The organism is Bradyrhizobium sp. Kon56, from assembly GCF_055807635.1.
In genome coordinates this window covers 163,236-185,524 of sequence record NZ_JBVVOU010000005.1, presented here as the reverse complement: position 1 = coordinate 185,524, position 22,289 = coordinate 163,236, and the positions used below count along the sequence as shown (strand labels likewise).

Sequence of the window (22,289 nt, the reverse complement as noted above, 5' to 3'; positions counted from 1 at the left end):
GAAGTCTCTGAGTTGGCGCGCATCCCGTTTGCAAAAGCGGTGCCCACTTTTGCGGAATGCACGCTAGGCCTGTTCAATCTCTTCGCGCCGCACTTCGAGCTCCAGCCATTTGTCCTCGGCCTCGGCCAGTTCCTTTTGCGCCTTCGTCAGAGCGTCGGAGGCCTGGTCGAAGCGCTTGCGATCCTTGCGAAAGAGATCGGGGTCGTCAAGGAAGCGCTGCTGCTTGGCGATCTCGGCCTGCAGCTTGGCGATGGTCTTGGGCAGCGTCTCCAGCGCGTGTTGCTCGTTGAAGGTCAAGCGTCGTCTCGCGACGCCGGACGGCACGGCTGATCGCTGCTCTCTCGTCTCTTCGACGGCCTTCGCGGTCGCGCGCTTCACGTCGGCGCCGCGCTGGGCCAGCATGTCGGTATAGCCGCCGGCATATTCGAGCCAGCGTCCGTTGCCCTCGGGCACGATCACTGACGTCACCACGCGGTCGAGAAAATCGCGATCGTGGCTGATCAGAATCACGGTGCCCTCGTAGTCGCTGAGCATCTCCTCGAGGACGTCGAGGGTCTCCAGGTCGAGGTCGTTGGTCGGCTCGTCCAGCACCAGGAGGTTGGAGGGTTTTGCCAGCGCGCGCGCCAGCATCAGCCGGCCGCGCTCACCGCCCGACAGCACCTCCAGCGGCGTGCGCATCTGTTCCTGGGCGAACAGGAAGTCCTTCATGTAACTGACGACATGCTTCGGCTTGCCGCCAACCATGACATGGTCGCCGCGGCCGCCGGTCAGCGCCTCGGCCAGCGTCGTCTTCGGATCGAGACTTTCACGATGCTGGTCGAGCGTCGCCATCTCGATGTTGGCGCCGAGCCGTATGCTGCCGCTGTCCGGTGCGCTGCCGCCGGTCAGCATCTCGATCAGCGTGGTCTTGCCGGCGCCGTTCGGGCCGACGATGCCGATGCGATCGCCGCGCTGGACGCGGATCGAGAAGCCGTCGACGATCTTTCGCTCGCCATAGGACCGGCTGATATTCTTGGCCTCGATGACGAGCTTGCCGGACTTGTCGGCCTCGGCAGCCGCCAGGTTGGCGTTGCCCGTCGCGCCGCGATGGGTGCGGCGCTGGTCGCGCAGCGCGTGGAGATTGCCGAGTCGCTTGACGTTGCGCTTGCGGCGGCCCGAGACGCCGTAACGCAGCCAGTGCTCCTCGTTGACGATCTTGCGGTCGAGCTTGTGCTGGTCGCGCTCTTCCTCCGCGAGCACCTCGTCGCGCCAAGCCTCGAAGGCACTGAAGCCGCGGTCGATCTGCCGGATCTGGCCGCGGTCGAGCCAGGCGGTGCTGCGCGACAGATTGCCGAGGAAGCGCCGATCGTGGCTGATGATCACCAGCGCGCAGCGGCGGCTCTCCAGTTCACTCTCCAGCCATTCGATGGTCGGAAGATCCAGATGGTTGGTCGGCTCATCCAGCAGCAGGATGTCGGGCGAGGGCGCCAGCACGCGTGCCAGCGCGGCGCGGCGCGCTTCGCCGCCGGAGACATGCGCCGGATCTTCTTCGCCGCTGAGACCGAGCTGCTCGACCAGATAGCGCGCCTGATAGTGGTCGTCGCCAGCATTGAGGCCGGCCTCGACATAAGCGAGCGTGGTGGAGAAACCGGAAAAATCCGGCTCCTGCGGCAGGTAGCGAATGGTGGCGCCGGGCTGCACGAAACGGCTGCCGCCATCCGGTTCGACCAGGCCGGCGGCGATCTTGAGCAGCGTCGATTTGCCGGAACCGTTGCGGCCGATCAGGCAGACGCGCTCGCCGGTCGAAACCGACAGTTCGACGCCCGCCAGGAGCGGCGTGCCGCCAAAGGTCAGCTTGATATCGCGCAGTTGAATCAGCGGTGGCGCCATGCGGTGTCTCAGTCCTGTCTTGTTGCGGCCTGGTCGGCGCGGCGGCGCTGAATGCGGCGGATGGTCTGGTCGAGCGTCGACAGAAACGTCGAGCGGTCGCGCGGTGAATACGATTTCGGACCGCCGGTGACTTCGCCGGCCGAGCGCAAATCGGTCATCAGGTTGCGGACCGCGAGCGTCATCCCGATCGATTCCTCGGTGAACGCCTTGCCGTTGGACGCGATCACATCGGCGCCGGCCTTCACGCAGCGGCTTGCGAGCGGAATATCCGAGGTAATGACGATATCGCCGGGCCCGGCGCGTTCCGCGATCCAGTCATCGGCTGCGTCCATGCTGGCACCAGCGGCGATCCGCTCGATGAGTGGATCCTGGGGCACGCGGATGAAATTGCCCGCGACCACGCTCACGGGCAGGCCGTGCCTGCCGGCAACGCGATAGATCTCGTCCTTCACCGGACAGGCATCGGCGTCGACATAGATACGAGTGGTGTTTTGAGGGTTCGTCATGGTCCGTAGATGGGGCTTGCGAAGCGGTTCCGCAGCAGCCGCGTGGTACCCCATTCGGGCCGCAAAGGCGAGGGGATTGACCCCGGTTCCTCAGGGCCTACGATCGGGCCGAAACAACAAGAAATTGGGGAAAGCCAAGCCATGCCGAACCGGCTCGAAACCTATCGCGTCGAGGCCTACAACACGGCCAAGCAATCCGAAAACAAGATGCATGACGATGCAGTGGCGCGCCGCTTCGGGTTCTCCGGCGGGCTGGTCCCCGGCGTCGACGTCTTCGCCTACATGATGCATGTGCCGGTGTCGCGCTGGGGCCGCGATTTCCTGTCGCGCGGGCTGATCGAGGCGCGTTTCATCAAGCCGGTCTATGACGGCGAGACCGCCGACGTCGATGCGACCGAGCACAACGGCCTGCTCACCATCGAGGTGTTCAGCCGCACCGAGCTCTGTGCCACCGGCACGGCGGCGCTGCAGGCAACTGCGACTGCGGCTGCGGTGTCGTTGAGCGACTATGTCGAGGTCCCCGCGGTTGCCGAGCGCAAACCGGTCAGCCCAGCAACCTTCGAGACCGGCAAATGGTTGGGCACGACGCCGCGCCGCTGGGCCGGGCAGGATGCCGCCGACTATCTCGCCGACATCCGTGAGACCGATCCGATCTTCGCGGGCGAGGGGCTCGGCCATCCCGGCCTGATCCAGCGCGTCATGAACCGCGTGCTGGTGGACAACACGATGCTCGGCCCCTGGATCCATGTCGGCAGCCGCATGCAATTGCTGTCAGCCGCGCGCGCCGGCGACGAGATCACCGCGCGGGCAAAAGTCACCGCGAACTACGAGAAGAAGGGCCACCGCTTCGTCGAGCTCGACGCGCTGGTGGTCGCCAACGGCACGACGCCGCTGGCGCACTGCCAGCACATCGCGATCTACCAGCCGCGCGAGCAGGCGGCGGCGTAGGGAAGGAGCACAGCGCGTCCTCACACTCGCTGTCATTCCCCGCGAAGGCGGGGAATCCAGTACGCCGAGGCTCCTCCGTATCCCACGACCGTCTCTGGAATACTGGATCGTCCGCTTTCGCGGACGATGACAGCGGAGTTTGTGGCGACGACGGAACGCCCTTTACGCCGCTTTCCCCTTCGCATCCTGGATCGCGCGCCACACGCGTTCCGGCGTCAGCGGCATGTCGATGTGCTTGATGCCGTATTCGGAGAGCGCGTCGATCACCGCGTTCACGACCGTCGACAGGCTGCCGGCGCAGCCGGCTTCGCCGCAGCCTTTGCTGCCGAGCGGATTGGTCGTGGCCGGCACCGGGTGGTCGCCGACCGTCATGTTCGGAACGTCCTCGGCGCGCGGCAGAGCGTAGTCCATCAGCGAGCCCGTGATCGGCTGGCCGCTCTCGTCGTAGCGGACGTGCTCCATCAGCGCCTGGCCGATGCCCTGGACCACGCCGCCATGGAGCTGGCCCGCGACCAGCAGCGGATTGATCACCGTGCCGAAATCGTTGACCGCGCTGTAGCGCACGATCTGCACGACGCCGGTCTCAGGGTCGATCTCGACCTCGGCGACATGGCAGCCGTTCGGGAAGGCTGATGGCACCGGTTCGCTGGTGTGATCGACGTCGAGGCTGTCGGGTACGCCCTCCGGCATCTTGCTGTCGTGCAGGCGTTTGGCGAGCTCCATGATGTCGATGCTGCGGTCGGTGCCGGCGATCGTAAAGCTGCCGCCTTCGAATTCGATATCGGCTTCGGAGGCCTCCAGCATGTGCGCGGCGGCGCGCTTGCCCTTTTCGATCACGAGCTTGGCGGCGCCCACGATCGCCATGCCGGTCGCGGTGATCGAGCGCGAGCCACCGGTGCCGTTGCCGGTGTGGACGATGTCGCTGTCGCCCTGCACCAGCTTGACGCTGTCGAAGGGAACGCCGAGCTGCTGGCAGAGGACCTGCGCGAATGCGGATGCGTGGCCCTGACCGTAATCGAGCGTCCCGGTGATGAGCTGCACCGAGCCATCGGGATCGAACACGATCTTGCCGAGCTCGACGCCGGGAGGTGCGGTCACCTCCAGATAGGAGCCGACGGCGATGCCGCGCAGCTTGCCGGACTTCTTGCTCTCCTTCTTGCGCTTGGCAAAATTCTCGTGGTCGGAGATTTCGAGGGCCTTGTTGAAGACGGCCTGGAAGTCGCCGCTGTCATAGGTGACGCCGGAGGACGCGGCGAACGGCATCTGGTTCTGCTTGATGAAGTTGCGCTTCCGCAGGGTCAGCCGGTTGATGCCCATCTCGTCCGCGGCGCGGTCGATTAGCCGCTCCATGTAGTAGTTGGCCTCGGGCCGGCCGGCGCCGCGATAGGCGCCCATCAACGTGGTGTTGGTCAGCACCGTCTTGATGTCGACGGCCATCAGCGGCGTGCGATAGACGCTGGAAAAGTTCTTGCTGGTGTTGAGCGAGAGCGGACTGGGAGCAACGCCGGTGATGTAGGCACCGAGATTGCCGTAACCCGAGAGCTTGGCGGCGAGGAAATGCCCCTCGGCGTCCAGCGCGAGCTCGGCATGAATCTTCTGCGCGCGGCCGTGACTATCGGAGAGGAAGCTGGTCGAGCGCTCGTCCAGCCACTTCACCGGTCGTCCCAGCGTCTTCGCCGCGTACAGGATGCACATGTATTCGGGGTAATTGATGTTCTTCATGCCGAAGGAGCCGCCGACATTGGCGGTGAGAATGCGCACGTTTTCGTTCGGCACTTTCAGATTCTTGGCGAGATTGGCACGGTTGCCTGCCACCCCCTGCGTGGGCACCTGAAGAGTGTAGCGCTCGGTCTTCTTGTCATAGGAGGCAAGGCCAACGCGTGGCTCCATCGAGACCACGGCGACGCGGGTGTTCTCGATGTCGACCTTGGTCACGTGAGCAGCACTGGCGAAGGCCGCGTTCACCTTGTCGGTGTCGCCATAGTGGTAGTCGAGCGCGACATTGTTCGGGATGTGGTCGTACAGTTGCGGCGCGCCGGGTTTTGCGGCTTCCTCGGGATCGGTCACCGCCGGCAGCGGCTCGATGTCGAGTTCGACCGCCTCGGCCGCGTCGCGCGCCTGGGCCAGCGTCTCCGCCACCACGAAGGCGACGGGATCGCCGACGAAGCGGACCTTGTCGGTTGCGAGCGGCTGGCGGTTGGTCTGGAGCAGGGGCGAGCCGTCACGGCTCTTCAGCGGCAGGCCGCAGGTGAAGGGGCCGTAGCCGGCCGCATCGAGGTCTTCGCCGGTCCACACCCCGAGCACGCCCGGCATTGCTCTGGCTGCATCGATGTTGATGCCGCGAATGACGCCATGGGCATGGGTCGAGCGAACGATCACGGCATGGGCCTGGCCGGGCAGGTTGAAATCGTCGGTGTAGCGGCCCTTGCCGCGCACCAGGGTATCGTCCTCCTTGCGGCGGACCGGCTGCCCGACGCCATATTTTTGCAGTGCAATAGCGTTTTCGAGCGTGGAGGATTTGGTGTGTTCTTGCATGGAATTGACCTGAAAAGCCGGCAAATGCGCGGTTTGGGGGGCGCCTGGGGTCCGGACCCCTCAAAAATAACCCACCGGCCCGCTCACGACAACGCACGAATGGGCATGGTCCCATGTGATGCGTTGTTGCGCAGGATTGGTGCGCTGCTAATGTTTCAGGCGAAAAAGCAATTCCAGATCGGCCTAACCGGCCGCGGAAAGACAGTTTGTATGAATGACCACACGCGGCTCCGCGACGGCCTTGCGCCGCACGGTGAGCTGGGGTCGATGGCGGCGGCGTTCGCCACTGAACCGGCCGTCGGCGCGCAAGCGCCGGGAACCGGCGTCTACGCGGCGCTCGACCTCGGCACCAACAATTGCAGGCTCCTGATCGCCTGTCCGACCCACGACGGCTTTCGCGTGGTCGATTCCTTCTCGCGCATCATCCGGCTCGGCGAGGGCGTCTCGGCAACCGGGTGCATCAGCGAGGCCGCGATCGAACGCGCCATCGTGGCGCTTGGCATCTGCCGCGACAAGATCAACCTGCGCAAAGCGCGGCGGCTGCGGCTGATCGCCACCGAAGCGTGCCGCGCCGCCTCGAATGCCGAAGGCTTTCGCAGCCGCGTCGCTGCCGAGACCGGGATCGAGCTCGAGGTAATCGACCGCGAGACCGAGGCGGCGCTTGCCGTGCTCGGCTGCTCGCCGCTGGTCGATCCCAGGGGGCGCGGCGCAATCCTGTTCGACATCGGCGGCGGCTCGACCGAGCTGGTACGGATCGAGCGCGACGCCGCAAATCCGGAGCCGCGCATCAAAGCCTGGATGTCGATCCCGTTCGGTGTGGTCACGCTTGCCGAGCAGTTCGGGGGCCGCGACGTGACGCCCGAGATCTACGCCGCGATGGAGCGCGAGGTCGCCCATCACATCGCGCCGTTCGCCGAACAGCATGGCGGCGATCTCACTGATATGCATCTGCTCGGCACGTCAGGCACTGTGACGACGCTCGCCGGCATCCATCTCAACCTCGCGCGCTACGACCGCCGCCGCATCGACAGCGTCTGGATGAACGATACCGACGTCACCGCGACCATCAACAAGCTGCTTGGCATGAGCTACGAGGAGCGCGCCGCGAACAGCTGCATCAGCGTTGAGCGCGCCGATCTCGTCCTGGCCGGCTGCGCCATCCTCGACGCGATCCGCCGCGCCTTTCCGCTGCCACGCCTGCGCGTCGCCGACCGGGGCTTGCGCGAAGGCATGCTGGTCGAGATGATGCGCGAAGACGGCGCGCTCAGGAGCTGGTGAGATGGTCAAGGACACCACCGGCCGTTTGCACGTCCAGGTCAAGACCCACGGCAAGCGCAAATTGTCGTCGAAGCTCTGGCTGGAGCGGCAGCTCAACGATCCCTATGTGGTGAAGGCGAAGGCGCTGGGCTATCGCTCGCGCGCCGCGTTCAAGCTGCTCGAGATCGATGACAAATACCGGCTGCTGAAGCACGGCATGGCTGTGGTCGATCTCGGCGCCGCGCCGGGCGGCTGGAGCCAGATTGCCGCCAAGCGCGTCGGCTCGGTCGACGGCAAGGGCAAGGTCATCGCGATCGACCTGCTCGAAATCCCCGAGATTGCCGGCGTCGAGTTCGCGCAGCTCGACTTCATGGACAATGACGCGCCGGACAAGCTCAAGGCCATGCTCGACGGCGGCGCCGACATTGTCATGTCCGACATGGCTGCCAACACCACCGGTCATCGCAAGACCGACCAGCTTCGCATCGTCGGCCTGATCGAGACCGCTGCCGCGTTCGCCTGCGATGTGCTGAGGCCGGGCGGGACCTTCCTGGCGAAGGCGTTCCAGAGTGGCGCCGACGCCGAACTGCTCGCCCAGCTCAAGCGCGATTTCGCCACGGTGCGTCACGTCAAGCCGGCCGCAAGCCGTGCGGATTCCTCGGAGCGCTACGTCCTCGCGACGGGATTTCGGGGCGGGGCGACGCAATAGCGGACGAGAAGAGAGCCTACCCCAGCCGCTGATCCCGCACATCCTGCGTATCCTCGGTCGCCGCCTTGACGGCCGCCTTGGCCGCGCCCTTGCCGGCGCCCTTGCGGCTCGCGATCTCCACGGCTTTGCGGCCGGAAACTTCGTGGCCGGCATCGGCGGGCATCTGCCAGAAGAACCAGCTCGACGCCGCCGAGGTCACGGCGATCACGACGAAGGCCGGCGCAAACACGGTGGCGTCGAGCTCGCTGACGTGGCTGAACCACATCGTCGTCTCCACGGAGGCGGCGCCGACCGCGACGCCGGCCGAGACCGCGAGCTGCTGGTTGACGCTGACGAGCGTGGTGGCGCGGCTCATCTGCGCCTGCTCGACCTCGGCATAGGCCACCGTGTTGATCGCGGTGAACTCGAGCGAACGGAAGAAGCCGCCGACCACCAGGATGATCATGATGATCAGCAGGGGCGTCGTCACGGTGAAGAGGGCACAGGCGGCCAGGAAAACCGCACTGATGATCGCGTTCACCGTCATCAGGTTGCGGAAGCCGAAGGCGCGGATGATGCGCGCGGCCAGCGCCTTCATGCCCATGGCGCCGAGCGAGGAGCCAAACGTGACGAGGCCGGACTTGAACGGCGAGAGGCCGAATCCGATCTGCATCAGCAGTGGCAGCAGGAACGGCAGCGCGCCGATGCCGAGCCGGAACATGAAGCCGCCGAGAACGGCCGCGCGCAGTGTCGGCAGCCTCAGCAGCGTAAAGTCCAGCACCGGCGACCCCGTTCGCCGCGCGTGAAGGACATACAGCGTCATCGAGATCGATCCGCCGACGACCAGGGCGGCAACCGTGCTCCATGGCAGCAGATTGAGTCCGGCGACCGACAGCCCGAAGGCGATGCCGGCGAGCCCGAGGCCCGCGAGCACCATGCCGTAGAGGTCGAACGGCTCTCGTTCCTCGCTTTTGATGGGATCGATGAAGCGCAAGGCCATGAAGATGCCGAGCAGCCCGATCGGGATATTGATCAGGAAGATCCAGTGCCATGACGCGTAGGTGGTGATGAAGCCGCCGAGCGGCGGCCCGATCACGGGTCCGATCAGGGCAGGGACCGTCACCCACGCCATCGCGTTGACCAGCGCGCTCTTGTCGACCGACCGCAGCAGCACGAGGCGCCCGACCGGCGTCATCATTGCCCCGCCCATGCCTTGGAGGATGCGCGCGAACACGAAATCGGTGACCGATGTCGAGAGCGCGCAGCCGACCGAGCCGACCATGAACACGCCGACGGCAATCGCAAACACCAGGCGCGCGCCGAACCGGTCGGCGGTCCAGCCGCTCGCCGGGATGAAGACCGCAAGCGACAGCAGATAGGAAGTGATCGCGAGCTTGAGCGTCAGTGGGCTGGTGCCGATGTCGGCCGCAATCGCGGGCAGCGACGTGGCGATCACCGTCGAGTCCATGTTCTCCATGAAGAGAGCAGTGGCTACGATCAGCGGAATGATGCGTTGCTTGTCGACCATGACGGATTGGTAATGGACATCGGGAACGAAGGGCGAGAATTGCGGCTTATCACCGCCACTGGGCCGCGACCATTGCGGATCGACGCATAGCACCTAAATCCCGCGTGACCCCAAGCGGGTGCGCCCTGCGCCGGAGATCACGATGATCTGCTGTTCGCCAGTACGTGCCGCCGCGAAGGCTATCCGCCGCCGAACTTGCCCAAAAAAGCCTGTGCATGGCTGGCCGGCGGTCCGAATTGCTTTGATTCGTCGCCCGCCCGTGCTATCGACCCGCGTCAACCCCACCGATGGGCTCCGATTCTCCGGCGTTGCCGCAAGGTACGCCGAGGGCGGCGCTCATCCATAGCTATTTGCGGCAGGGCCGCGGAAGGAGTTGGCACATGGCCACGGTGCAACAAGGCATTCGCGAAGCCCTCACGTTCGACGACGTGCTGCTGAAGCCGGGCCTGTCGGACGTCATGCCGGGCGAGGTCGACATCCGCTCCCGCGTCACCCGCGCCATTCCGCTCAACATCCCGATCATGGCCTCCGCCATGGACACGGTCACCGAAGCCCGCATGGCGATCGCCATGGCGCAGGCCGGCGGCATCGGCGTCATCCATCGCAATTTCGATCCCGAAGGGCAGGCTGCCCAGGTGCGGCAGGTCAAGCGCTACGAGTCGGGCATGGTGGTGAACCCGCTCACGATCAGCCCGGACGCCACGCTGGACGATGCGCTCAAGCTGATGAGCGATCACGGCATCTCCGGCATTCCCGTCGTCACCGGTGCGGGCAAGTCCACGCCGGGCAAGCTGGTCGGCATTCTCACCAACCGCGACGTCCGCTTCGCCACCGACCGCCAGCAAAAAATCTCCGAGCTGATGACGCATGAAGGTCTCGTCACGGTGCGCGAGAATGTCAGCCAGGACGAGGCGCGGCGGATGCTGCATCAGCATCGCATCGAGAAGCTGCTTGTGGTCGACGAGCAGTATCGCTGCGTCGGCCTGGTCACCGTGAAGGACATGGAGAAGGCGGTCGCCCATCCGCTGGCCTGCAAGGACGCGCAGGGCCGCCTCCGCGTCGCCGCCGCCACCACGGTCGGCGATAGCGGCTTCGAGCGCACCGAGCGGCTGATCGATGCCGGCGTCGATCTCGTCGTGGTCGACACCGCGCACGGCCATTCCCGTCACGTGCTCCATGCGGTCAACCGCATCAAGCGCCTGTCCAATTCCGTGCAGGTCGTTGCTGGCAACGTCGCGACCTCGGAGGGTGCGCAGGCGCTGATCGATGCGGGCGCGGACTGCATCAAGGTCGGCATCGGCCCGGGCTCGATCTGCACCACGCGCATCGTCGCCGGCGTCGGCGTTCCGCAGCTCACCGCGATCATGGATGCGGTCGAGGCGGCGAAGAAGTCGGACATCCCCGTCATTGCCGACGGCGGCATCAAGTTTTCCGGAGACCTTGCCAAAGCGCTCGCTGCCGGTGCCGACATCGCGATGGTCGGCTCACTGCTCGCCGGCACCGACGAGACGCCCGGTGAAGTGTTCTTGTGGCAGGGCCGCTCCTACAAGGCCTATCGCGGCATGGGCTCGGTCGGCGCGATGGCGCGCGGCTCGGCCGACCGCTACTTCCAGCAGGACATCAAGGACACGCTCAAGCTCGTGCCCGAAGGCATCGAAGGCCAGGTGCCTTACAAGGGCCCGGTCGGCAACGTCATGCATCAGCTCGCGGGCGGCCTGCGCGCCGCGATGGGCTATGTCGGTGCAAAGGACATGAAGGACCTGCACGACAAGGCCCAGTTCGTCCGCATCACCGGCGCGGGCCTGCGCGAAAGCCACGTCCACGACGTCACCATCACGCGCGAAGCGCCGAACTATCCGGGCGGGGGTTAGTCTCCGCTCTCGTGCCGCTCGGCTGCGCGTTGTTTTTCGCGCGCTAGCCTCGCATGCGCTGTCATGCCCCGGCTTGACCGGGGCATCCAGTACGCCGCGGCCTTTTCGGCTCGATCACGGCCGCCTCTGGAATACTGGATCGTCCGATCAAGTCGGGCGATGACAGCGAGGGCGTAGTTGGTGTGTACCAAACTTCATTTGCGGCGCTGTCGCGCCACCACGCTCCACCGTTTTTGTATTGACGCAGCTGCCTCCCTCCGCTTCCGTCCACGCCGAAGTATAATTTGGAGGAAGCCATCATGTCCCAAGGCAAACGCATCGTTCTCGCCGCGCGTCCCGTCGGGGAGCCAAAGCCGTCCGATTTCCGCATCGAGGAATTCGCGGTTCCTACGCCTGCCGCAGGCGAAGTCCTGCTGCGCACGATCTGGCTCTCGCTCGATCCCTATATGCGCGGGCGCATGAGCGACGGTCCGTCCTACGCGACGCCGGTGCCCGTCGGTGGTGTGATGGAAGCCGGTACGGTCTGCGAGGTCGCAGCCTCCAACAATCCAAACTTTGCCAAGGGTGACATCGTGCTCTCGCGCGCGGGCTGGCAGACGCACGCGATCTCCGACGGCAAGGGGCTGAACAAGATCGACCCGAAGCTCGCGCCGATCTCGACGGCCGTCGGCGTGCTGGGCATGCCCGGCATGACCGCCTACACGGGCCTGCTCGATATCGGCAAGCCGCAGCAAGGCGAGACCGTCGTCGTCGCCGGCGCCTCCGGCGCGGTCGGCTCGGCCGTGGGACAGATCGCGAAGATCAAGGGCGCACGCGCGGTTGGAATCGCCGGCGGCAAGGACAAATGCGATTACGTCGTGAAGGAGCTCGGCTTCGATGCCTGCATCGATCACCGCGATCCCGATCTGGCGACGAAGCTGAAGGACGCCTGCCCGAAGGGTATCGACGTCTATTTTGAGAATGTCGGCGGCGCCGTGTTCGAGGCGGTGTTCCCGCTGCTCAATGCGTTTGCGCGCGTACCCGTCTGCGGCCTCATCGCCCACTACAACGACACTGAAGCGAAGCCGCCGAAATGGGCCGCCAGCATGATGCGCGCGACCCTGACCAAGCGGCTGACCTTCCGCGGCTTCATCGTCTCCGACTTCGCCTCCCGCCATGGCGACTTCCTGCGCGACATGTCCGGCTGGGTCCGCGAGGGCAAGGTCAAGTACAAGGAGTTCGTCACCGAGGGCCTGGAGAGCGCGCCCGAAGCCTTCATGGGGCTTCTCAAGGGGGCCAATTTCGGCAAGCAGCTGGTGCGGGTCGGGCCGGACAAAGCTTGATCGGCCGCTCTCGCCCCCTCGGGGGCCGGGTATGGTTAACAAAGAGTGACTGATCGGCCACACCCGCCCGTAAAAGCCGCAGGTGTGACCGTCGGTTCATTGACGGGCTCGCGAAGGCATTGAATCATTGCGCATATTTCAGGTGCGATGATGTTAGAGCTTGTTGTTTTCTGCGTAATCCTGCTGGCTGCCGGTTATTGGGCGACCATGTTTGTCATGGGCCGTCGCGACGACGTCATCCATGGCAAGTTCGTCCATACCGAGGACGTGTTCGCGCAATCCGCGATGCCCACACCCACGCCGCCATTCCCCAAGCGCCCGGTCAATGCCGCGCGGCCTGCCAATGTTCTGCCCGCCAATACCGGGGCCAAACCGGTGAACAGCGACGCGCTGCAGTCCTTGCTTGCCGCGATCCAGCAGGATCTCAAAAGCGTCGCTTGAGCCGCGATGGGCAGCGCTCATGCTCGCCGCCCATCTTGGGGCGATCGAACAAAGTTTAAGGCACGCGATAGCGGATTGTGTAGGCGTCCTGCGGCGCGACCGGGCTTGCCAGCGGCGAGGCGATGCGGTCGGCGAGGTGCCAAGGGCCGAACTGAGGGCCGAACTGAGGGCCGAACTGAGCGCCGGACTGTTCGGAGCGATGCGGCTCGGCCGGCAGGCGGAGGCGGAATTCGAAGGTGCCCTTGCCGGGCAGGTTCACGACCAGCACGCGGTCCGCAGTGCGGTGGTTGAGCGGTACCGCGCCACGCAGCACGGAGCGGCCATCACCGAGCTCCCGCACGCCCTCGACCAGTGCCAGCGTCTGGTTGCGGTCGGTATGCAGCTCGATCTGGGTGTCGGACGCCGCCGCCAAGGTCTCCTTGGGCATGCGGATCTCGAACTCGACCGCGGGTTTCGAGGGATTGAGGCCGAGATAGGCGAGCGCGGCATGGCGCATGTCGTAGGCGGCAAACGCAAACAGAGCGAGGGCGGCGAGCGCAGCGAGGCCATGCCTGAGGACATCGCGCCAAGTCCGATAGCTCATTCGGGAGTAGACCGTCATTGCCAGCGCCACCGCGAGCGCCGTCGCGATGCCTGCCAGCGCCGACATCAGGATGCCGAACTGGCCGTCGGCGGACTCGGTCAAAGCGCCGGTCAGGCTGCCGATCTGGCTGAAGAGGGTGTTCATGGCGGTCTCTCGCCTTGCGCCCCCGAGGGGCCAAAATCGCTTTAACTGTCGACAGTTGGTCGCCTCATCGGGAACGCCGGTTCAACTCGTTGATTGTCAGGACCAGCGGTGACCGCTAATGGACGCTAGCTGTGCCTTCCGCCGGATGGGAAAATCCCGAGAAATTCCGATGTCCATTCAAATGGTTTTGCTGCCGGTCTTCGTGCAAGTCGGCCTCACCTTCGCGCTCCTGATCGCCATGGCGATGGGACGCCGGCGCGCGCTCGTTTCCGGCGAGACCAAGAGCCGCGACATTGCGCTCGGCGAGCCGAACTGGCCGAAGGGCGCAACACAAATCGCCAATTGCTACCGCAACCAGTTCGAGCTGCCGGTGCTGTTCTACGCCCTGATCGCGCTGGCGCTCCCCTTGCGCCATGCCGATTTGTTCATCGTGCTGATGTCCTGGGTGTTCGTGGTGACGCGCTTCGTCCATGCCGGAATCTTCGTCTCCTCCAACAATCTCGGCCGCCGCTCCACGATCTGGCTCGCCGGCGTGCTCGTCCTGCTCGCGATGTGGATCTACTTCGCGTTGAAAATGCTGTTGCTGATCTAGGCGCTACTCGCCGATCCTGATCTGAAAGATTCAAATGACTCCCGCTGCCCGGCTGTCCGCAGCCATCGAACTGATCGACACCATCGAGAAGGACCGCGTGCCCGCGGCCAAGGCGCTGAAGGAGTGGGGCACCGCGCACCGCTTCGCCGGATCCGGCGACCGCGCCGCCATTGCCGGCCTCGTCTGGGACGTGCTGCGCCGCTATGCCTCGAGCGCCTACCTGATGGATTCGGATACCGCGCGTGCGCGGCTGATCGGCATGCTTCGCCTCGAGCGCAACATGGATACGGCGACGATGGCCGCGCTGTTCGACGGCAGCCGCTTTGCCCCCGCGCCGTTGACCGAGCCCGAGCAGGCCGCGCTCGCCTCGCGGTCGCTTGAAGGTGCCCCGGCCGCGATCGCCGGTGACTATCCGGAATGGCTGGATCCGTATTTGGCAAAAGCGTTCGGCGACGAACGCGTCGCGGAGGCGGCCGCGATGGCGAGCCGGGCGCCGCTCGACCTGCGCGTCAACACGTTAAAATCCAATCGCGACAAGACGCTGGGGGCGCTTGCTCACCTTCATGCGAAACCGACGCGTTGGTCCGCAACCGGCCTGCGCATCGAGCTTTCGGCCGATGCGCGCAACCCCGGCATCCAGGCCGAAGAGGATTTCATCAAGGGTGCCATTGAAGTGCAGGATGAGGGGTCACAGCTTGCGGCTGCGTTGACCGCGGCAAAACCCGGCGAGCAGGTGATCGATCTCTGTGCGGGGGCCGGCGGCAAGACGCTGGCGCTCGCCGCGATGATGCAGGGCAAGGGCCGGCTGATCGCGACCGACAGCGACAAGCGGCAACTTGCGCCCATTCACGAACGCCTGTCGCGCGCCGGCGTCCACAATGCCGATGTGCGCACGCCCAAGGGCGAGGCCGATCCGCTGGCGGAGATCAGCGCGACCGCCGACCTCGTCGTGATCGACGCGCCCTGCACGGGAACCGGAACCTGGCGCCGCAATCCCGATGCCAAATGGCGCATGCGTCCGGGCGCGCTGGAGATCCGCCTGCGGGACCAGACCGCGGTGCTCGATCGCGCGGTTCCGCTGCTCAAGGCCGGCGGCCGCATTGCCTACATCACCTGCTCGGTGCTCTCAGAGGAGAACGGCGACCAGGTGAGGGCGTTCACCGCCCGCCATCCCGAGTTCGCTGTGGTGCCGCCCGAGCAGACCGCGAGCGTGCTCTGGGACAAGGCGGAGGAGTTTGCGCAAGCCGCGCTGCAATCGCCGGAAGGCTGGCTGATGACACCGCGGCGGACGGGAACGGACGGGTTCTTCGTCTCGGTCTTGAAGAAGGCATAGCCCACCCCACGACATCGCGGATGACGCGACGCCTGTCTCACCAAACAAGAACCCCGCGAACCGGAACCCGGTCGCGGGGTTTTCTAACTCGACGTTCTGCCGGTACGTCCGTGGTCAGAACGGTGCGCGGGCTTTAGCCGACGCGGAGATTGTCAGCCGAGGACTTGCCGCTGCGACGATCGGCGACGATGTCGAACGAGACCTTCTGACCTTCGTTGAGGGTCGAGAGGCCAGCGCGCTCGACGGCGCTGATGTGCACGAACACGTCCTTGTCGCCGTCATCCGGCTGAATGAAACCAAAACCCTTTTGATTGTTGAACCACTTCACGGTGCCCATAGCCATGGGAATTTCCTTTGCTTAAGAAGTTAACACGCGGACCGGTACGCACTATTGCGCCCATAGTCCTGATCAGTCGATGTTGGAGAAATCATCTGAAGCGTGCGCGCCCGTCAGCAACGAAGCGAAGCGGCCCAGTCGTTCGGCCAAGTATCGATGATCACAATATAGCGAGATTTTGGGGCCACTTCAAGGCACCACCCGCCGCTCGGGATGTCGCCGAATTTTGCTATTTTGCGGTGCAAATTAACCCTTCCGGGGCGCCTCAATCGACGATAAACAGCGTCGCCCCCGTCGTCGTCGAGGATCGGTGCGCTGCATCGCCGAAATCCGAGACCTGGTAGCTCATCCCCGCCGTGAGCTTGAACTTGCGGCCGTCGCGCAGCTCGCTGTCGAGCTCGCCCTGCAGCACGTACAGCACGTGGCCGCGGTCGCACCAATGGTCGGCGAGATAGCCCGGCGAATATTCGACCATCCGCACCCGGAGATCGCCGATGTCGAGCGTACGCCACTTGGCTTGCCCGGTCTCGCCGGGATGGACGGTCGGCTCGACCTTGCTCCAGTCGGTGACGGTGAACGGGGAGGTGGGCAGCTTCATGATGGTGATCCTGAGGCGGCGACGGCAGTGCCGTTACTATCGGATGCTTTCGCGGTAGTCCTCATTTTTACAGTTCTTATTGTTTTCGGCCCTTATTTTTGCCCATGCATCAGCGCGCAATCTGCCGTCACCGGCATCCTGCTTGCGATGATGACCCAGACCAGCAGCGCGGCGGCACTGATTCCCGCGCCGAGCACGCAGACGCCGGACCAGCCGGCCATCGCGTACACCATCGTCGACGCGATCGCGCCAATCGCGCTTCCGACCGAGTAGAACACCATGTAACCGCCCACCAGTCGGCTCGCCGCATCGGGCCGCACGGCGATGATCAGGCTCTGGCTCGTCACGTGCACGGCCTGGAGTCCCAGATCCAGCACGATCACGCCGGCGACGACCAGCCAGAGCGAGCTTTGCAGGCAGGCGATCGGAGCCCAGGCACCCAGCATCAGCAGCAGTGACAGCCCGGTGGTCCGCTGGGCCCATCCGAGATCGGCAAGCCGCCCGGCATTGCGCGCCGCGAGCGCTCCGGCGAACCCGGCGACGCCGAGCAATCCGATGGTGGTATGCGACAGCGCGAAGGGAGGCGCCGAGAGCGGCAGCACGATCGACGTCCAGAACACGTTGAGATTGGCGAAGATCAGAAACGCAAACAACGCGCGCTCGCGCAGTATCGGCTCCTCGACAAACAGCGAGGCGGTTGAGCGCAACAGCGACAGATAAGAGGATCGGGCCAGCGCCGACTGCCGGCCGCGCGGCAGCACGCGCAGGAGCAGCGCCGCCATGGCCAGCATGAGGCCGGCCGAGACCAGGTAGACCATTCGCCAGCCGCCGAAATCGGCCAGCGCGCCCGAGGCGAACCGCGCCAGCAGGATGCCGGCGACGACGCCGCTCGTGACGGTGCCGATCGCGCGGCCGCGCCCGTCCGGTCTGGCCAGCGTCGCGGCAAAGGCGACGAGGACCTGGACGACGACGGCGAGCATGCCGACTAGCGCCATTCCCACAAGCAGCACGGCGGCATGCGCCGCCGTGCCGACGATGACGAGGCCGATCGCCGACAGCACGGTCTGGCCGACGATCAGGCGGCGGCGATCCCAAAGGTCGCCGAGCGGCACGACCAGGATCAGGCCGAACGCGTAGCCGATTTGGGTGAAGGTCACCACCATCCCGATCGCGGCGGGGTCGATGCCGAGATCGCGCGCCATGGCATCGAGCAGCGGCTGCGCGAAGTAGATATTGGCGACGCTCAGGCCGCAGGTCAGCGCCAGCAGCATCGCCATCCCGCGCGAGAGCCCGCGCCCGGCGGTGTCGTCGGCCTTTTCGTCGGCGTTGGTCGGTCCGGCTGTGGCGGCATCGTGGATTGTCATTGTCGTCTCCGGCACGTTCTATCTAGTCTTAAAATAAGACCAGTTGCACACCGCGCTGTCCAGTCCTATTTTAAGACCAATTTGGAGGGCGGCGAATGAAGCGGACCGGTTTTGCCGAGGCTGACTGCCCGGTGGCGCGTGCACTGGACGCAGTTGGGGACATTTGGTCGCTTCTGATCGTGCGCGATGCCTTCGACGGGCTGCGTCGATTTGGCGATTTCCAGAACAACCTCGGCATCGCCAAGGGCATGCTCACTGCGCGGCTGCACAGGCTGGTGGAGCTTGGCGTGCTCGAACTGATTCCGGCCTCCGACGGCAGCGCCTATCGGGAATATGCGCTGACCAAGAGGGGGCGCGAGCTGTTTCCAGTCGTGGTCAGCTTGCGCCAATGGGGCGAAGCGAATCTCTACGCGCGCGGCGAAGTCCATTCGGACCTGGTGGACGAGACGGGCCAGCCGGTCGGGAAGCTCGTGCTTCCGTCGCGGGCCGGCCGTCCGCTGGCATGGTCCGATACCAGGGTGAGAAAGGCCGGTCTGCGCAAGCGCTGATTCGCGTCGGCCTTGGTGCGTCCTCGAGCTAGAAGCGCGACTCAGGGCACCGGATGATTCGCCGATCCCTGCACGATCTTTCCGGCCGCGTTCACCCGCAGATATTCGCAGATCCGCTTTCCCCGCTCGTTCTCGTAGAACACCACCACGCTATCAGGGCTGACGAACAATTCGATCAGCGAGAAATGCAGATTCGGCAACAGGGCGAGCGCCTTGCCCCAATAGGCGCGCAACGCATCCTTTCCGCGCACGGTGCCGCTTTCATCGAATCCCATCGCGGGGATGCGGTCCGAGGTCATCACGGTGTCCTCGTCATAGAGCGTGAGCACGCGTTCGAGGTCGCGCGCGTTCCAGGCCTCGACCCAGGTGCGGCCGAGCTCTGCAAGCGATGACGGCTGATGATGGTTTGGCATGGCGTTCTCCCTGATCGGCCCTTGGTGAGTGGCGGGCCATATAGGTCAATAATACTTACCTATATCGATCTGTCCATACCCCAAAGAAGAATGTGGGCGCGCGGCCCGCGCGGTTGCGGGAAAAGCCCCCGTCGCGTATCTGCTTGCCATGACAGCAGCACAGACCGACCGCTCCGCGTCGACGCCCTCCGTGGCCTCGGCGCATGACAAGATTCTCATCGTCGACTTCGGCAGCCAGGTGACGCAGCTCATTGCGCGTCGCGTGCGCGAGGACGGCGTCTATTGCGAGATCGTCCCGTTCAACAAGGCCGAACAAGCCTTCAACGAGATGAAGCCGAAGGCGGTGATTCTCTCCGGCGGCCCTGAATCGGTGCATGAGGCCGGCTCGCCCCGCGCCCCGCAAGCGATCTTCGATTCCGGCGTGCCGGTGATGGGCATCTGCTACGGCCAGATGGCCATGGCGGAGCAGCTCGGGGGCACGGTCGAGGGCGGCCATCACCGCGAATTCGGCCGCGCCGATGTCGAGGTGAAAGCGCCGAGCAAGCTGTTCGAGGACGTCTGGTCGCCAGGCGGCAAGAACCAGGTCTGGATGAGCCATGGCGACCGCATCACCAAGATGCCGCCGGGCTTCTCGGTGGCCGGCACCTCGCCGAACGCGCCGTTCGCCATCATCCAGGACGAGACGCGCAAATATTACGGCCTGATGTTCCACCCCGAAGTGGTGCACACACCGGACGGCGCCAAACTCATCCGCAATTTCGTTCGCAAGATCGCAGGCCTGTCCGGTGACTGGACCATGCGCGCCTTCCGCGAGGAGGAGATCGCCAAGATCCGCGCCCAGGTCGGCAAGGGCAGGGTGCTCTGCGGCCTGTCCGGTGGGGTCGATTCCGCGGTCGCGGCCGTGCTGATCCACGAAGCGATCGGCGAGCAGCTCACCTGCGTTTTCGTTGATCACGGCATGCTGCGCCTTGACGAAGCGAAGACGGTCGTCGACCTGTTCCGCCACCACTACAACATCCCGCTCGTGCACGTGGATGCCTCGAAGCAGTTTTTGGGCGAGCTCGAAGGCGTCACCGACCCGGAAGTGAAGCGCAAGACCATCGGTCGCCTCTTCATCGAGGTGTTCGAGGCGGAGGCCAAGAAGATCGGCGGCGCTGACTTCCTGGCGCAAGGCACGCTCTATCCTGACGTGATCGAGAGCGTCTCCTTCACCGGCGGCCCGTCGGTGACGATCAAGTCGCACCACAATGTCGGCGGTCTCCCCGAGCGCATGAACATGAAGCTGGTCGAGCCCCTGCGCGAGCTGTTCAAGGACGAGGTGCGCAAGCTCGGCCGCGAGCTCGGCCTGCCCGAAATCTTCGTCGGCCGCCACCCGTTCCCGGGCCCCGGCCTCGCCATCCGCTGCCCCGCCGAGATCACCCGCGACAAGCTCGAGATCCTGCGCAAGGCGGACGCGGTCTACATCGACCAGATCAGGAAGCACGGTCTCTACGACGACATCTGGCAGGCCTTTGCCGTGCTGCTTCCTGTGAAGACCGTGGGCGTCATGGGCGACGGCCGCACCTACGACTTCGTCGTCGGCCTGCGCGCCGTCACCTCCACCGACGGCATGACCGCGGACTTCTACCAGTTCGACATGAAGTTCTTGGGCGAGACCGCGACGCGCATCATCAACGAGGTGAAGGGCGTGAACCGGGTGGTGTATGACGTGACCAGCAAGCCGCCTGGGACGATTGAGTGGGAGTAGTTTTTAGAGACCGAGGCATGCTGATGCGCGCCGCGTTGAAAGTGGTGATGGCCGCAATATTTGCCATGCCGGCTGCGGTGGCTCTGGCGAAGTCTCCGGACTGCGCGAGTTGGCCCAATAACATGGCCCTCGTGCACCTCAAGAACGCCGGCCTGATTGATATCCCATCAGTGATCGAGGCGCAGACCAAGGCCGTTCGTCTCGCATCCGAAAAGATCGGCAAAGACCTCTACCAGCAGGTTTACGACATCACGTTTCACACCAAGGATGGCAAGACGATCGAGGTCATCACGAAAAGCCAAGCATCAAGCGAGGAATGCTCGATGAGCGGCGTCGACATCTACGTGGTCTCGAACAAAATCGGCGGGTCGGCGGAGCTGCCATCTGACGGCAGGACTAAAAAGTGATCCGGTTGCATCGAAAGCTCAAGAACCGAAATTGACCTGCAGCGGATGCGTAGGGCGGATTAGCCGCAAATCCGGCCTCTCTCGCCGAGTCGCGCGCAAGATGGCAGATTACGCTTCGCTAATCCGCCCTACGATCTCTGTCACGGCTTCACGAACCGATACACGAAGCGATCGGTTTTGCCCTTGATGGCGGGATCGAACACCTTGATCGTGTGCGGGTCGTCCTTGGTCGCGAGCAGGGTGCTTTCCGCGTCCAGCACGAAGCCGGCCGCCTCCACCTCCTTGCGAACGGATGCAGGCTCAAGCCGATGCAGCGATTGGGCCTCGCTCGTGCCCGCCCCGAGCGCGGCGGCGTGGTCGACGATGACGTAGCACCCGCCGGGCTTCAGCCGCTCGTAGACGGCGCGATTGAAGTCGGCCGCCGTCGCGCCCCTGGCCTGGATCAGCGCGGTGTGGAGGTCGTGATAGAACAGGTGCAGCCACAGGACATCCGCTGGTCGCGTGACCTGCGGCATCGCCACGAGGTCCGCTGACACGGCTTCGACGTTGTCTCGGCCCGGCTCCTTCGCAAGCCTCCGCATAAGGCCGAGCGGATCGTTCTTGAAGTGCGCGACTTCGGCCGGCACGAAGCTGTCAACCCGTCCTTCGGGTCCCACGATCTCGGAGAAGACACGGGTCCAGTCGCCGTCGCCTGGGTAAACGTCGATCACGGTGGCGCCCGCATCGATACGTGCGAACCGGATCAACTCGGACAGCTTGGATTGGTCGTACATCTGGATTTCCTTTAGGCTTGGGCATTCGACACGCGCGCGGCTCGTGCCAGTGCCTGCGTGTCGACGTACTCCCGGATGTTCGTCAGTTTGCCGTTGCGAACGGTGATGGCGAAGACCCAGTCGTCCCTAAACGTCTTGTTCGTGGCTTTGATCTTTCCCTTTGCGAATCCGACGACCAGGACCCGGTCTCCTTGCGCCACGAACTCGCGGGGTTCGGTGGACGTTTCGATCGACTTGGATGCCCTCTCGAGCAAATCCGCCACCCCGTCGTGCCCGCGATGCGTTCCGGCCAGCGGCCAGTCCTCGCCGGGGATGATCCACTCGATGTCTTCGGCGATCAGCGCCAGCAGAGTTTCCCTGTCGCCTCGGCCGATCGCGGCGAAGAAGTCCTTCACGGTCTGGATGTTTGTCTCGATACTCATGGGAATTTCTCCATTTCGCTCCGATCGGATCGCGCTCGATCCGATCGCATGCTTGGTGTCCTC

General features: G+C 64.8%; 22 protein-coding genes. 11 read left to right on the top strand and 11 right to left on the bottom strand.

Features of this window, described 5'->3' with window-relative positions; all coding sequences use genetic code 11:
* Positions 1–63 precede the first annotated feature (63 nt).
* Together AC0L3B_RS10610 and AC0L3B_RS10605 are read right to left on the bottom strand one after the other, a co-directional pair.
* Positions 64–1,869, bottom strand: a complete 1,806-nt coding sequence (locus AC0L3B_RS10610) for an ABC-F family ATP-binding cassette domain-containing protein (RefSeq protein ID WP_018459206.1) — start codon at positions 1,867–1,869, stop codon at positions 64–66.
* 8 nt (positions 1,870–1,877) lie between these two features.
* On the bottom strand, positions 1,878–2,375 hold the full coding sequence (locus AC0L3B_RS10605; RefSeq protein ID WP_018459205.1) for a YaiI/YqxD family protein: 498 nt from the start codon (positions 2,373–2,375) through the stop codon (positions 1,878–1,880).
* Positions 2,376–2,516: 141 nt separating this feature from the next.
* On the opposite strand from AC0L3B_RS10605, the gene AC0L3B_RS10600 reads away from it, so the two are divergent.
* Entirely contained in the window at positions 2,517–3,323 is an 807-nt protein-coding gene (locus tag AC0L3B_RS10600) for a hotdog family protein (protein ID WP_018459204.1), read from the top strand.
* 162 nt (positions 3,324–3,485) lie between these two features.
* Here the strand turns inward: AC0L3B_RS10600 and AC0L3B_RS10595 are convergent, their stop codons facing one another.
* On the bottom strand, positions 3,486–5,858 hold the full coding sequence (locus AC0L3B_RS10595) for a xanthine dehydrogenase family protein molybdopterin-binding subunit (RefSeq protein ID WP_018459203.1): 2,373 nt from the start codon (positions 5,856–5,858) through the stop codon (positions 3,486–3,488).
* A 210-nt stretch (positions 5,859–6,068) separates the two neighbouring features.
* Between AC0L3B_RS10595 and AC0L3B_RS10590 the strand changes: the two genes are divergently transcribed.
* Both AC0L3B_RS10590 and AC0L3B_RS10585 read left to right on the top strand, forming a co-directional pair.
* Entirely contained in the window at positions 6,069–7,136 is a 1,068-nt protein-coding gene (locus tag AC0L3B_RS10590) for a Ppx/GppA phosphatase family protein (RefSeq protein ID WP_026233757.1), read from the top strand.
* A 1-nt stretch (position 7,137) separates the two neighbouring features.
* Complete coding sequence (locus tag AC0L3B_RS10585) at positions 7,138–7,824, top strand: RlmE family RNA methyltransferase (RefSeq protein ID WP_473380367.1); 687 nt, start codon at positions 7,138–7,140, stop codon at positions 7,822–7,824.
* 16 nt (positions 7,825–7,840) lie between these two features.
* Here AC0L3B_RS10585 and AC0L3B_RS10580 read toward each other — a convergent pair whose 3' ends face one another.
* Positions 7,841–9,331, bottom strand: coding sequence for an MFS transporter (locus AC0L3B_RS10580; protein ID WP_473380366.1), 1,491 nt, complete (start codon positions 9,329–9,331; stop codon positions 7,841–7,843).
* Positions 9,332–9,711: 380 nt separating this feature from the next.
* On the opposite strand from AC0L3B_RS10580, the gene guaB reads away from it, so the two are divergent.
* The 3 genes from guaB to AC0L3B_RS10565 all read left to right on the top strand — a co-directional run bounded on the left by guaB (position 9,712) and on the right by AC0L3B_RS10565 (position 12,965).
* Positions 9,712–11,202 carry an IMP dehydrogenase gene (gene guaB, locus AC0L3B_RS10575; RefSeq protein ID WP_007609139.1) on the top strand — a complete coding sequence of 497 codons (1,491 nt, stop codon included), beginning with the start codon at positions 9,712–9,714 and terminating at the stop codon, positions 11,200–11,202.
* Positions 11,203–11,501: 299 nt separating this feature from the next.
* Positions 11,502–12,524, top strand: coding sequence for an NADP-dependent oxidoreductase (locus AC0L3B_RS10570; RefSeq protein WP_085395926.1), 1,023 nt, complete (start codon positions 11,502–11,504; stop codon positions 12,522–12,524).
* Between the two features lie 150 nt (positions 12,525–12,674).
* Positions 12,675–12,965, top strand: a complete 291-nt coding sequence (locus tag AC0L3B_RS10565) for a hypothetical protein (RefSeq protein ID WP_026233756.1) — start codon at positions 12,675–12,677, stop codon at positions 12,963–12,965.
* Between the two features lie 55 nt (positions 12,966–13,020).
* Here the strand turns inward: AC0L3B_RS10565 and AC0L3B_RS10560 are convergent, their stop codons facing one another.
* Complete coding sequence (locus AC0L3B_RS10560; protein WP_473380365.1) at positions 13,021–13,692, bottom strand: acriflavin resistance protein; 672 nt, start codon at positions 13,690–13,692, stop codon at positions 13,021–13,023.
* A gap of 169 nt (positions 13,693–13,861) precedes the next feature.
* Here AC0L3B_RS10560 and AC0L3B_RS10555 point away from each other — a divergent pair, with 169 nt between their 5' ends.
* Both AC0L3B_RS10555 and AC0L3B_RS10550 read left to right on the top strand, forming a co-directional pair.
* Complete coding sequence (locus tag AC0L3B_RS10555; RefSeq protein ID WP_007592199.1) at positions 13,862–14,284, top strand: MAPEG family protein; 423 nt, start codon at positions 13,862–13,864, stop codon at positions 14,282–14,284.
* A gap of 34 nt (positions 14,285–14,318) precedes the next feature.
* Positions 14,319–15,617 (top strand): RsmB/NOP family class I SAM-dependent RNA methyltransferase, encoded by a 1,299-nt coding sequence (locus AC0L3B_RS10550; protein ID WP_018459195.1) that lies wholly within the window; start codon positions 14,319–14,321, stop codon positions 15,615–15,617.
* A 133-nt stretch (positions 15,618–15,750) separates the two neighbouring features.
* On the opposite strand, the gene AC0L3B_RS10545 is transcribed toward AC0L3B_RS10550, so the two are convergent.
* The 3 genes from AC0L3B_RS10545 to AC0L3B_RS10535 form a co-directional block, all read right to left on the bottom strand.
* Complete coding sequence (locus AC0L3B_RS10545) at positions 15,751–15,960, bottom strand: cold-shock protein (RefSeq protein ID WP_007592195.1); 210 nt, start codon at positions 15,958–15,960, stop codon at positions 15,751–15,753.
* A gap of 259 nt (positions 15,961–16,219) precedes the next feature.
* Positions 16,220–16,552, bottom strand: coding sequence for a DHCW motif cupin fold protein (locus AC0L3B_RS10540; RefSeq protein ID WP_085362172.1), 333 nt, complete (start codon positions 16,550–16,552; stop codon positions 16,220–16,222).
* Between the two features lie 92 nt (positions 16,553–16,644).
* The gene (locus AC0L3B_RS10535) at positions 16,645–17,916 is read right to left on the bottom strand and encodes an MFS transporter (RefSeq protein ID WP_085395929.1); all 1,272 of its coding nucleotides are present in this window, start codon (positions 17,914–17,916) and stop codon (positions 16,645–16,647) included.
* 95 nt (positions 17,917–18,011) lie between these two features.
* Here AC0L3B_RS10535 and AC0L3B_RS10530 point away from each other — a divergent pair, with 95 nt between their 5' ends.
* A complete protein-coding gene (locus AC0L3B_RS10530; protein WP_085395930.1) occupies positions 18,012–18,464 on the top strand; it encodes a winged helix-turn-helix transcriptional regulator in 453 nt (150 codons plus the stop codon).
* A 41-nt stretch (positions 18,465–18,505) separates the two neighbouring features.
* Here the strand turns inward: AC0L3B_RS10530 and AC0L3B_RS10525 are convergent, their stop codons facing one another.
* Entirely contained in the window at positions 18,506–18,877 is a 372-nt protein-coding gene (locus tag AC0L3B_RS10525; protein ID WP_085395931.1) for a nuclear transport factor 2 family protein, read from the bottom strand.
* Between the two features lie 148 nt (positions 18,878–19,025).
* Here AC0L3B_RS10525 and guaA point away from each other — a divergent pair, with 148 nt between their 5' ends.
* Both guaA and AC0L3B_RS10515 read left to right on the top strand, forming a co-directional pair.
* Complete coding sequence (gene guaA, locus AC0L3B_RS10520) at positions 19,026–20,624, top strand: glutamine-hydrolyzing GMP synthase (RefSeq protein WP_473380364.1); 1,599 nt, start codon at positions 19,026–19,028, stop codon at positions 20,622–20,624.
* 17 nt (positions 20,625–20,641) lie between these two features.
* Complete coding sequence (locus AC0L3B_RS10515; RefSeq protein WP_018459189.1) at positions 20,642–21,031, top strand: hypothetical protein; 390 nt, start codon at positions 20,642–20,644, stop codon at positions 21,029–21,031.
* Positions 21,032–21,171: 140 nt separating this feature from the next.
* Here the strand turns inward: AC0L3B_RS10515 and AC0L3B_RS10510 are convergent, their stop codons facing one another.
* Entirely contained in the window at positions 21,172–21,804 is a 633-nt protein-coding gene (locus AC0L3B_RS10510; RefSeq protein ID WP_085395933.1) for a class I SAM-dependent methyltransferase, read from the bottom strand.
* A gap of 11 nt (positions 21,805–21,815) precedes the next feature.
* Positions 21,816–22,226 carry a nuclear transport factor 2 family protein gene (locus AC0L3B_RS10505; protein WP_085395934.1) on the bottom strand — a complete coding sequence of 137 codons (411 nt, stop codon included), beginning with the start codon at positions 22,224–22,226 and terminating at the stop codon, positions 21,816–21,818.
* Between the last annotated feature and the right edge of the window lie 63 nt (positions 22,227–22,289).